We start from the raw sequence: 12,177 nt of genomic DNA on the forward strand, positions 1-12,177 counted from the left end.
TCGGTCCGGGCTCTTCAGCTCCGCCTACAGCGCCTCGAAGAGCAGCAGTTCGGAGGTCAGCGCGCCGGGCAGGCGGATCGTCAGGCCCTGATTCATCAGCACCGCCCCCTCGATCTCGCAGGACTGGCCCGTGTTGTCGAAGGTGACCCGGTAGCGGCGTCCGACATCCAGGCCGCGTAGTCGCAGCAGGTACTCCGGCTCCGTCGGCGCCGACAGTTGGAACAGGCCGCAGAGACCGCGGGTCCGGTCCCGCGAGGCCAGTTCGAGCACGCCCCACCCCTGCGGGTCCGGGCCGGGCAGTTCCGGGGTGTGATGGTAAATGCGCCCGGTGTCCATGATCGGGCGGACGAAGTCCTTATATAGCTCGACCAGGTGCCGCAGACCCGCCAGCAGGTGCGGGTTCCATTGCGCTTCCCGGGGCTTGGGGAAGCCGATGGTGGGGCGGACGAACAGCAGCAGACGCGACTGGAAGTCGAAGTCCGCCTTGGTGTACGCGCTCTGCCCGCCGATGAGCCGGTCCACGTACTCGGGCGGCAGTGCCATCGTCATCCCGTTGGTGATTGTGAAGGAGCGCGGGGCGATCTGCCAGTCCGTGACCCAGGTGTGGCTGAAGCGGCGCACCATGCCGATGTCCGTCCGCCCACCGCCGCCCGCGCAGTTCTCGAAGATGACGTTCGGGAAGCGCGCCCGCAGGCGGTCGTAGATGCCGTAGAGCGCCTCGTAGTAGCGCCAGTAGCCGTTCTCGACATACCCGTCGCGCACGGTGCGCAGCCCCGGGCCCGGGTTCGTGTTGTAGTCCAGGCGGAAGAAGTCGAGTGCGTTGTCCTCGATCACCCGCGCGATCTGCGCCTCCATCCACTGCGCCGCCTCGGGGTTGGTCAGGTCAATCAGCCCGCCGATCCGCGACTGCCCGTCATAGGCCACCGCGAACCACTCGGGGTGCTCCCGGGCGGTCTGGCTCTCCTCGCCGATGCGCTCGGCGTCCATCCACAGCCCCCACAGCATCCCCTTGTTGTGGACGAGGTCGCGGAAGGGCTTCAGGCCCTCGGGGAAGCGGTCGCGGTTGACTTCCCAGTCGCCCACCGTGCTCCACCAGTTGGCGCCGGGCGGAGCGTACCAACTGGCGTCCACGAAGAACACTTCCGCACCGAAGTCGGCGGCAACCTCGATGGCGTGGATGACCTCGTCGTGCGTGATCTCGATCTCGGGGCCGATGCCCGACTCGACCCAGCCGCCGCGCCCGCGCGGCTGGGGCATGAAAACGCTCTGGCGCAGGTGGTCGTGCATGGCCTGGAGCGCGGCATCCAGATCGCCGAACACGGGGCCCATGTGGACCTCCGGGGTCTGGACTGTCTCGCCGGGGGCGATCACGCGCTGTGGCGCGGGGGCGTCGGGCCCGAGGCGGAAGGCCAGGCGCGCCGTCTGGTCCGTCGTGCCGGCGTCGGCGTCGAGGTCGAACTCGAAGCTGTAGCCGCCCGACCAGGCGAGCTGGGCGACGAAATGCTCGCCCGTGGCGTTGTTGCGCAGGACGAAGAAGGGGTGGCGATGGCGGTCGCGCCGGTAGCGGCCGTCCACGCGGTAGGCGGCCAGGGGCAGGTCATGCCAGCCGAAGTCACCCTCATTGCCCCAGTGGGTGTTGCCGAAGTAGCCCAGCGAGCACAGGGCCTGCCCGCTGTCCCCCAGGTGGGAGCGCCAGCGGCCGGTCTGCTGCAGGACGCCGCTCCACGAGGCCACCGCCGACAGCGCCGCCGGGGCCGCGCCGGTGTTGGTGATCTCCAGCCAGCGGGTGAAGATGGCGGTGCCGTCGAGCCGTGTATGGACCGCCACCGTGACGGGCCGGACGCCGTGCCGCAGCGTCACGACGGTGTGGCTGCCCGTGTCGTCACGGGTAGTCTCGACGCCGCCCCACTGCCAGTCGTGGGTCAGGGCCTGGCCATCCACCTCCAGCCAGAAGGCCTGCGGGGTCGGGTGGCCGGCGGGATTGACGCGGCCGTCGTAGTAGGGCACATAGCCCGCGGCGTTCCAGCCTCGGCCCACGAAGCTGCCGCTCAGAAGCGACTCCTCATAGACATTCATGCCGCTGCGATAGCTGATGATAGGTTGGTCGCCCCCGCTCACCCACACGTCGGTCCAGTCTGCGTCCGCTCGCCCTTCGGTGGTCATCGGCTCCTCCTGGTGCCACTGCACTCTCGATTGGTCAGCACGTGACAGGACGGTGGCTTCTCCCCCCGCCCCCCACCGCACTCCCCAACTGGCGTCTGCATGTCGCTCTCATTCGCCTTCCGGACGGTGCACATGCCAGTTCAGCTCATTCAGCAGGCTCCGGGCTGAACTGACGAGTGGCTGCGGTCCCTGCACGGAGGTCTCCATCCCGAAGGTCAGCGCCGCGCCGAGAGACGGCGCCACGTAGCGCTGCAAGCGGCCGTACCTGCCGCTGCACAGATGGACGAAAGGCACCTTGAGCTCCCGCCTGAGCAAGACTGTCGTCCGGAACGCCTCGATCACTTCGTCATCGCTATCCGCGCGCACAACAATCTTGGGGATATCGGCGCCACGCGAGACGAAGTCGCTCAAGTGCTCGAGGACCTCCTCGCCGGTCAGGAACTCGCTCGGGGCGTGCGAAGACATGAGCACCTCGGCCCCCTGCGCGTGCACGCGGTCGATCAGGCGTTGCTGCCTCTCGATCGCCTGCTTGTCGCGGGTGCGCTCACGGGGCGCGGGGTCGTACATGTCGCCCATGATGTCGCAGGCAGCAGCACCCGCCTCGACGGCCAGCAGCAGCAGCTCAGCACGCCCTTCGTCGTCCACCTTGTCGGCGGCGAGATTGCCCGAGCGGTAGCACAGCGGCATCATCGGCCGTCCCGAGCAGTGGAACACCCGCGAGAGTTCCTCAAGCGTGAGCCTGTCGCGCCCCCAGGCTGCCAGACTCACCGCGAACGCTTCAGCGCCGTCGTGTTCGCACTTCAGAATGCTGGCGATGGTCGCTTCCGGTGTAGCTCCCTCGATGATGGCGGCGAGATAGGGCGACTGGAGCCTGAGGAACGATGGTCGCATGGATCCACTCCCTGAGTGTTGAGGTCAGAAATCCCACTTGAACTCGGGATTCTGGCATTTGACCACCTGGATGATCCGGCTGACCTCCAGGGCGTCGGCGTTCGCGATCGGGAACGGAACGCCTTCGCGCAGCGTGCGGTAGAGATGCCGGGCAGTCTCGATCTCCACGTAGACCCACATGTTCGTGTCGGGCTCGACCGTCTGCGTCTCGTCGCGCCACGGCAGGTCCGTGTCGCTCCAGTGGCCGCCGTTCAGAGGCGGCGAGCCTGTGCTGGCGGTCGCCTCGCAGAACTCGAAGCCTGGGTCGAGGTAGCGCAGGCGGATGTGCTTCTCGTCGGCGCAGATGAGGCTCCCTCGGCTCCCGTACACGGTGCAAAGGGCTCCGGGCAAGGCCACGTTGTTGCTGATCTCCAGATCGACGACGATCCCGTTCTCGCCAGTCAGGACGACCTTCACGTGGGTCTCCGCATCGGCGATGGTGTTGACGCCCTTCAGGTTGCCCCAGATGTCCGTCACCGGGCCGCCGATGAACTGCATGGCATGGTCAATGATGTGGGAGCCCCAGTTGTTCAGCTGGCCGCCACCGTACCGGAGGTAGGCCTGCCAGTCGGCCCGGCGAGAGAAGGCGTGGTGACGGCACAACTTGACCTGTATGATGTCGCCGAGGAGGCCGCTCCTGACGATCCCGAAGATCTGCTGCATGGCCGGCTCGAAGCGGTGATTGTGCAGGAAGAAGAGCTTCCCGGGGTAGTCCCGGTCGGCCTGGCGCAACTGCTCGACCTCGTCATGAGACATGGCGATGGGCTTTTCGAGCAACACGAACTTGCCGGCGGCAAGCGCCTGCAAGGCGTCAGCCACATGCGTCAGGGAACGCGTGGCGATGATCACCAACTCCACCTTGGGATCCGCCAACAGGTCCTCGGCATTGGTGTATCCGGCGCAACCGTAGTCCGCGACGAGTTTGTCTACCTTCGGCTGCTCGACATCGCAGCCCGCCACGACCTCGTACATGCCGGTCTGAGCGGCGAAGTGCGTCACGTGAACGGACCCGATGCGCCCGAGCCCCCAGGCTCCCAGCCTAATCGCTGACATGTCGAAGTCTCCTGTGCTTGAAGAGCTTCCTGGCCGAGCACGTCGCCGCACTCCCACACCGCGGCCACCGCCTGTGCTATGGTCGAGACGGCGATGGACGCCTGTGAAGCCCCAGGGCCTGCCCGTGTGGACGCCGGCTGAGACGTGTGGCGGGCGCTCCGATGGTGGCCTGGCTTCAGCCGAGATTGCTCCCGTGCTGCTTGAGCCGCGACTGAATCTCCGCAACATCAATGTCGCGGGGCGCTACGTCACGTTCCGCGGCCAGGGCAGCGGCCGTTCCCGCCGCCTCTCCGGTCAGCATACACGGACCAATCAGCCGCAACGTGTTGATCGCCTCGTGCGTGGCCGATATGCACCTGCCAGTGGCCAGGAGGCCGTCGATGCGTTGCGGGACCAGGCAGCGATACGGGAGGTCGTAGTCCAGCCCGCTCACATCGTAGAGCTTGTACCCGGTCATCTGTGCGCCACAGCGACCGATGGTGTCGCCGAACTTCCGGCTGCCCAGGATATCGCCCTCCGTGATCGTGTACTCGCCCTGGATCTTCCGACTCTCCCGCACACCGAGTTGGGGGCAGGTCAGCGCGATCCGCGCCCTCTCGTAGCCGGGCATGTGGGTCCGCAGGAAGACCAGCCCCCGCATGGCTCGCTTGCGGGCCTCGTTCTCGATGTGTGTCAGGTCACCGACGTTGACCGCCGAGAAGCCCGTGAACTTGGCCCCGCCATGTGCCGGGACCACTCCTCCCTGCTCCGCCAGCCTGGTCATGAGGCCCGCGTGGGCATCAGGCTCGTCCCTCCTGAACGCCTCAACTGTCTCTCGGTCAACGCCCTGGACCTCGCAGATGAGTGTGATGTCGTGGTTGTCCGTCGCCATCTCCACTCCGGCCGAGGCGCACACGTCGCCATCCGCGGTTGCATCAACCACGACCTTGGCGAGGATGGCCTCACGGCCCGACTTGCTCTCGACGATGAGGCCTCTGCACACGCCGTCAACGACAACAGCCGATGAGACCCACGAGTGGAGCAGGATGTCTGCTCCCGCCTCCTGCACCATCTCCACCGACAGCCACTTCACGAATTCGGCGTCCGAGTTGCAGTCCCCGGACGAGTTCCTCTCGCTGGTGAGACCCCCCACCTCGTCGAGGCGAGCGATGAACGCCTCGGACAGGCCCCGGATTGTCTGTGACTTGCCGTTGCCCATGCCCAGGTACCATGTGACGTTCGACCCCGTGATCATGCCGCCAAGGTAGCCATACCGCTCAACGAGCAGAGCGCTCGCGCCACTGCGGGCAGCGGCGATGGCGGCGTTGACACCTGACGGCCCTCCCCCGGCGACAACCACATCCACCTCCGCTCGGACGGGAATCGTTCTCGCCTGCTCTGTGAATGCTTCCATGGGACCACTCCTTCTCTTCACGGCCTCGGAACCGGGGATCCTGCAGTGGTGGGGCCTGTCCCTCTCGAGCACTCGTAGCGCCTGGGGCTGTTGGGTTCCCGGCCTTGGCAAGACGATGCTTGGTGCCTGCTCAAACGGCGCTACCCAGTCTGCTCCCCGGACCGCCTGGATGGTGCTTCCCGCTGTGAAGACATCGCCCCGTGTCTTCTTTGCTCTGGTCCCGCTTCCCTTCCGCGGCCGGCTTCCCTTGCGGGTGGAACTCCCGGCCCTGCGGTCCCGGCTGACCGTCCACCAGCGGCGATACCCAGGACTTGTTAGCACCTCTCCGGATGTCTGGTGGTGCTGGCTCCCCAACCTGGTCTGTATCCTGGCACTTTGTGGGAACCTGGCCGCCACAAACAAAAAGCCCTTCTGCTGGCTAGCAGAAGGGCCTGTGTGTAACGTATGGCGGGGCTTACGCGGCGACTTTCTGAACTACTTCCGCAGCGAGGAATGCCGGGAGATGGGCGAGAGGGTCGCCTGAATGCCCGGCTGTCCACGTTGGCTCCCCGCCCTGCACAATATCGGCAACTGGCTCAGAAGCGAGGAGTGCCGGGAGATGGCGGACGCGGTCTAGCAGTTTCCCGCGCGGAGTGGACGCTCTGCTCTCAGGCGGTACACAGAAGGGATGGCGAAGGCACTCATCGCGGCAGCATTGCCTCCGGTCATATCTGCTGCTTGCCGGGGTCTATGGCCGGCAGCGTGAGCGAGAAGGACATGTACTCCGTTTCCGGAGTCTCCTTCACTGACCACATCGCAGGGCTGAGCGGAAGTTCCCTGAAGTACTTCAGTGTCTCCTTCTGCACCAAGCTATGCTGCCAGTCGGTTGCGTCCAATGCCTCCGCACTGACGTAAGTCAGTTCGACGAGGGGGGGAGCGGTCCACTGCGGGTCCTCCGTGAGCAACCACACCAGATTGTGTAGCTCCACATGATCCATCTCCTGCACCAGGGCATCCCTACCTCTGACGAGGCGCTCCCAGCAATGCAGTTTGTCTACCAGGCGCAAGAGAAAAGTCACCGGCGAGTCTGCAAATGAGAACCGCTTCGCGTTCTCACCCTCGAATAGAACGGGACACCCAGCCATGCTTTCGGCGGCCTTCGGGTAGTGTCTGAGCTCCAGGTTGTGCAGTGCGATAGCCTGGATCGCGTGTTTGAGCCAGCTGGGCGGGACAGGTTCGGCGAGCGCCGAAAGCCCAGATTTGGCCAAGCTAACCACGCAGATGATGGCTGAGACCATACCATGATCCAACAGGACTGCGACGCTCTTCGGTTCAGTCAGCCCACTCTCCGGAAGCAACTCTCTGAACACACTTGGCGTCATTGTCCATTCGTCGAATGAAACGCCCTTGACGAGGTCATGGACCCTCTTGACCGTATCGGGTGAAGCGGCACTGCTGAGCAGACTCGCGAGCGTTTCCGTTAGGTGAGTGTGTACCTCGCCGCCAGACCCGTCCCCTCCGACTGTGGCTCCAAGTGCTGCGATGACTTGGCGCATGATCTCCTTGAAGGGCACCTGCTCAGAGCCACCTACCACGCCTGTGTCCGTCAATCGCCGTACTTGCATGAACTGGGAGAACGGGTATCCAATGTCGTGGAAGACCGCCGCGAACCATGTTGCCAAGCACAGCTCTTCATATGACAGACCACTGGATGCACAAGCAGCATTGGCAACGGTCTGACGCGGCGTAGGACGCGGCAGCCCGCTGTCGATCAGGAACTGCAGAAAGAGGGCTACTGCCGCCATGTGGTAGGCATGATCGCGTCCGCGCTTCGTCGTCATGTGCAACACACTGTCGGCGAACGGAGTGAGCGTGTCGAGAGCAACGACCGCTTTCTGAATCGAGCTATCGCATAGTTTCTCGGTCAGCCCCCTGAGAATGCCGCGCACGGCCTGGATCGGTTTGAGGTCATGATCGGCTAGATCGCGCAAGAATGGCCCGCTGGTTCCGTCATCCTCTACAGTGTGCGCGAAGGTACGGAACTCGTCCTTGTCTGGCCCGACCTTCGCCCTCTCCGCATGGGCGAGAAGGACCATGTTGTTCAGGCGGAGGGAACGGCTGCCCGCAGTGACCAGGCTCCGAACTCGCTCAGTTCTCTGCTTTCCTACCTTATCCAGGGTTACCTCGGCATTTGTGGCGACCCACTCTGCGAGGTCCGAGATCGTCTCGACGTGGTTGCCCCTGAGTCTCTTGCGGCATATGCCACACAATAGGTAGGGCGGAATGAGTGCCTTGTCCCCTCCTATGCGGGGAGGCGCACAGATGCACTCGGCGATGTCACACTCCCCCGGACCATCCACTGCCCGCAGTATGCTATGGGCAGTTGCGCGAACGAGGCGGAACCACACGTCCGGCAGAATGATCTTGTCCAGCCGAAGGCGAACGAGTGTCAGTATCCGCGTATCGTCATCGGCAGTCTGGTACCAATCGAGGGAAGCGTCGTCGGGGAACAGCGTTGTCGGTACGACGCAGACGTTCAGAGCGTCGGGCATAGGTATGGCAGCAAGCGGGCTGTTAGGTGCCGTCACAAGCTCCGAAAGCAGAAAGTCGTCGTATCTGCTTGGCGGTTCGCATTCTGGTTCCGGCCACCAGTCCCCCACCAGAATGCCCGATGGAGAACAGAAGACCTGCTCGCGTGCAAAGACGCGATTGGCGATCAGCAGCCTGGCCAGTCCCTGCGTCGCGGCGGCGAGAGTCCAGGTCAGGCCGACCACCCCCTCATCGTCCACAAACGGCGTAAGGACTACAGGCGCAAGGCCTACCCTCAGCGTACTGTGAGCGATCATACTATCTCCGACAGCGGGCAGCACTGCGTGGGTCTCGATATGAAGCTCGGATAGGTACTATGCAGCTCCCACACATGGCACAGGGATAGAAGCAGCGCCACATCAATACGAGCGAGCGGATCGCTCAGCGCTGGTACTTGACTTCCCTCCTTGGTGACGTGCTTGTGCAAGTCTAGGATTTGCCTGATCGGCTTCCGCAGGCGATCCATGACGATGCGGCCGTCCTTCAATGCTTCCTGCTGGTCACTGAATGCGGCTATGAAGGCGGCAGACGGGTCGCACTCGCACAATGACTGCAGGTGGTCGTCCGCGTTCAGGTCAATCAGTGACTGGAGATTCAGCCCTATGTTCCAGTACTCCACCAGAGCATACCGAAGGAAAGGAAGTACCAGATGCCTCAGCGTCTGATAGACAGCGGAATGGTAGTCCTCAAGGTGGCTCGCGAACTCGTCCAACCACGGTGCTGGAAAGCTGGAACTCTCGATGCCAAAGGGTGCACTGCCACGAGCATTCCCAAAGGCCCGCTGGATCGCCTTCTCAACCAGGGAATGCTCATCGCTCTTGGACAGTAGTATCTCCTGCCAGCCCTTCTTCAGTGCTTCCTCCAACCACGGGTTGTCTGAATCGGTGAGGTCGGCGATCAGGTAGATTGACGCAATACGCTGGATGGCATCAACTGGATGGACGGCCAAGTGTGGACTCGTCAGCCAGTTCTGCCACAGAGAGCGCACACAGAAGTCAGTCTGCCTATCGAACAGCTCGTACTCGACCCAATGAGCGAACGTCTCCTCCAGCGCCCGGACTATTGGCGCGTGGGCTGCACCGAACCCTCGCATCCACTTGTTAGGAGCACCGCGGCATACGTTCAGCAGTCTGTCTTCCCCCCCCGGCCTTGCGACGAGCAATTCCCAGATCAGGTGCCCAGCTTCATGGAAAATCCGCGGCAGCGTCACAGCGAGGTTCTGCGCGAAGACATCCGTGAAATGAACAATCCCGCCTGGGGATATGTAGACCCCCTGGAGTACTGTGAGGCACAGACAACCGGTCCAACGACGTCCGGTGCGATCACGATCATCGGTCAGTGCCTTGATCTCGTCTTGGCGCACCGGTATTTGGCCGGCCCTGTGCCTGCCATACCATGAGGTCTCGGCGACGCTCCCTGGCGGTTCCGTTCCTGCCCGCGCGATGGCATAGTTCACAATGTAGCCGACTACCCACTCGACCGCCTTCGCCAAGGCTTGTAGACCGGCTCCCTCCGAGTGAAACGGCGAACCAGGCGGCGCAGCTTCGGCCCAGAGAGTCTGCTGTCTTTCATATATCGCGAGCGTGAGGAACTTCACCAACTGAAGTGCAGCCCAGGGCCTGTGAATCTCGTCGAGCTCATACTTCACATTGCTATCGAGATCGCACAATGCCGAGATGAGATCATCCGCGTCCGAGGCGATCTCCGGGTTCATCAGGAGTGCGCGTGCAGCTATCCGCAGATCATTCAGGGCTCCTGCAATGGCTGCCACAGGCACGGAATCGCTGTCTTGGCGAGTCTGGACATTATCAAAGGCTTTGTCCACCACACTCAGCACTTGCTCGGCGCAGAACGGTGCCAGGGGCAGGAGCCTGGTGCCGGTCCTGGTGTCCGCGGCTCCGAGAGTACGAAGAGGGATCGAAACCGTCGTTAGCCGGACCCCGGATTTCTGTCTCCATGCGAGCATACGTTGAATGAACTCGCGGCAGTGCTGGAAACTGGAGAAGCAGAGAATACCGGTATGGACATCGAAGGGCCCGTAGGACAGTTGCACCAGAGGTGTGTGATCCGCAGTCGCACCGTTCGGGACCGCGCCATGATCTGCTGTCGCGCCACGCATTTCCGCGAGAGCCTGCGATGATAGTATGGTACCGAGCGGAACACCGTCGTAACCAAGCTGGGGAGACGACCGCAGTACCCCTTCGATCAGCTCGGCAGCGCGCCGCTCATCTGGCCCTTGGACTCCGGCTCCTATCGTAACCATGAACGGCCTGGGTGCTGTACCCGAAACATTCAGGACAGTCGGCCGGTCGGCGCGCCAGCACACAGTGGAGTTGGTCCGGGAAATCAGCGGCTGGCGCATGAGAAAGCTCTCATGGTCAGACACCGCTTGGTGTGATAGCGGTGCTTCGGTCGTCGGCGCACACTGCTCGTCGGGCTCATTCTGCGACGGCTGTTCACCCGGAACCGCCTGATGATCTGGTCGCTTGTCCTTGTCCGAGGACGCGCCGTCATATGTGGCTAACCGGTAGAGCGCGTCATGGTATCTCCAGAGCCGATACCGCGAGAACGCGTCCAAATCCCCCGTGTTGACGGGGACACCGTCTTTGTTGACTGCACCATGTGCTCGAGCAATGTGGCCGATCAGACGCTTGGGAACCGGCTGAGCAGCGATGACATTCACGCATTCGAGAGACGCCATTAGCTCGGTGTCGGAAAGAAACGCGATGATCTGGTTACTTCCCTGCGTTAGGGCGCATACCGGGCGGTCCCCCGACTGCGACTCGTCTACGACCCGATGGACTGTCTCCATCGCAGCCTCTGCTGCGTATAGCCCGCCCAACGTAGCTACAAGGGGGTTGACTTTGATCGCACACATCACGAAATGCGACCACGATGCCATTCGCCGAAACTGGTCCTCTCCTGTCTCAGCGTCGCTCGCAAGGAACCAGCAGGGAAACCCGAGACGGTGCTGCGTAGTCTGAACATGGCGAGTATTGAGACGTGAGTGGGGGCGTCCTTGGGTGCACAGCCAGAAATACGCCTGATCCCAGCCGGTGAGGCACTCTGTCCGAAATGCTGTGTCGTCGTCGAGAGAGGTGTCGTCCAAGAGGGCGTCGGCCGCTTGGCCAACCAAGTCGATGAACAGGCTCTCTGCAGCCAGAATCATGGTTGCCGCCTAATGAACCGCGCGGGGTGGAGTCATGGCCCCCCACAAGGGGTAACACCCCGAATACTAATGCTGTTCGGGGTGCACAGCGGGGCACGGCCTACATGGGCGACAGGGGGCCTTCGTCTCTTGTCCGGCCCTCGAATGCTGCGCTCCGTTGAGCGGCGGGTTCAACAGTGGTGAATGCCACATAAGCGATGGCAGGCGGCAGGAACTCCTGGGGGGCGGCGTCCTTGATGTAGTCGATGGGTGTATTGCGAGTACTCGCCAAGACCGGAGAAGCCCCCTCGGAGAGATAGGAGAGGAAGCGCTTCTCTTCGCGGTTAGCCACCAGTTCGCGCAGAGCTTGGTCTTGTCTGACCCGTCGTAGATGTGCCATCGATCACAGTCTCCGTTCGCGTGAGCGACCTCATTGTGACGGTACGAAGCGACTGGGAAGCAGGCGCCTTTCGGCGGCGACTACCATCAGCGATGGAAGTTGGCCCGACGCCGGCAATGAGTGCGAAGGAGATGCGGTGTGTGCTGTGATGAATGCTATGAGCAGGTCGGACACTAGGCCTCGTCAAAGATCGGCATGGCCGCGATGGTTTCAGGGTCCAGTAGGTGTTCAGGCACTTCATAGTGATCGATAACGTAGCGTATCTGATCGTTGACGTCGCCGGGCGCAGCAGCCAACATCTTGAGCCTCGCCCGCGTCTCACCCAGATGGTACAGTCTGCCACGACTGTCTCTCCGCACCGCCCGAAACAGCTTCGCGCGCTGGCGTTGCCGAACGGCGTCCACCTTCATTCCCATCAAGAGCACCAACTGCCCGAACCTGATAAGTGTATCGTCAGGAGCGTCGAAGAGTTTATCCCGCAATGGCTGGTTGCTATCCCTACTCACACCCATCAGGCCCATC

The 12,177-nt window shown here is 62.9% G+C and carries 8 protein-coding genes; all 8 read right to left on the reverse strand.

What is annotated here, in order from left to right; translation table 11 throughout:
- Window positions 1-24 precede the first annotated feature (24 nt).
- Window positions 25-2,163 carry an alpha-galactosidase gene (locus LLH23_15040; protein ID MCE5239781.1) on the reverse strand — a complete coding sequence of 713 codons (2,139 nt, stop codon included), beginning with the start codon at window positions 2,161-2,163 and terminating at the stop codon, window positions 25-27.
- 108 nt (window positions 2,164-2,271) lie between these two features.
- Complete coding sequence (locus LLH23_15045) at window positions 2,272-3,054, reverse strand: type I 3-dehydroquinate dehydratase (GenBank protein ID MCE5239782.1); 783 nt, start codon at window positions 3,052-3,054, stop codon at window positions 2,272-2,274.
- Window positions 3,055-3,078: 24 nt separating this feature from the next.
- Window positions 3,079-4,146, reverse strand: coding sequence for a Gfo/Idh/MocA family oxidoreductase (locus LLH23_15050; protein MCE5239783.1), 1,068 nt, complete (start codon window positions 4,144-4,146; stop codon window positions 3,079-3,081).
- 175 nt (window positions 4,147-4,321) lie between these two features.
- Complete coding sequence (locus tag LLH23_15055) at window positions 4,322-5,539, reverse strand: FAD-dependent oxidoreductase (protein MCE5239784.1); 1,218 nt, start codon at window positions 5,537-5,539, stop codon at window positions 4,322-4,324.
- A gap of 704 nt (window positions 5,540-6,243) precedes the next feature.
- On the reverse strand, window positions 6,244-8,364 hold the full coding sequence (locus LLH23_15060) for a hypothetical protein (protein ID MCE5239785.1): 2,121 nt from the start codon (window positions 8,362-8,364) through the stop codon (window positions 6,244-6,246).
- The gene (locus LLH23_15065) at window positions 8,361-11,276 is read right to left on the reverse strand and encodes a hypothetical protein (protein ID MCE5239786.1); all 2,916 of its coding nucleotides are present in this window, start codon (window positions 11,274-11,276) and stop codon (window positions 8,361-8,363) included. Before LLH23_15065 ends, LLH23_15060 begins: the two co-directional genes overlap by 4 nt.
- A 100-nt stretch (window positions 11,277-11,376) precedes the next feature.
- The gene (locus LLH23_15070; GenBank protein MCE5239787.1) at window positions 11,377-11,655 is read right to left on the reverse strand and encodes a hypothetical protein; all 279 of its coding nucleotides are present in this window, start codon (window positions 11,653-11,655) and stop codon (window positions 11,377-11,379) included.
- Window positions 11,656-11,828: 173 nt separating this feature from the next.
- Window positions 11,829-12,176, reverse strand: coding sequence for a hypothetical protein (locus tag LLH23_15075; GenBank protein MCE5239788.1), 348 nt, complete (start codon window positions 12,174-12,176; stop codon window positions 11,829-11,831).
- Window position 12,177: the final 1 nt, after the last annotated feature.

The sequence above is a fragment of the bacterium genome (assembly GCA_021372615.1).
GTDB lineage: Bacteria > Armatimonadota > Zipacnadia > Zipacnadales > UBA11051 > JAJFUB01.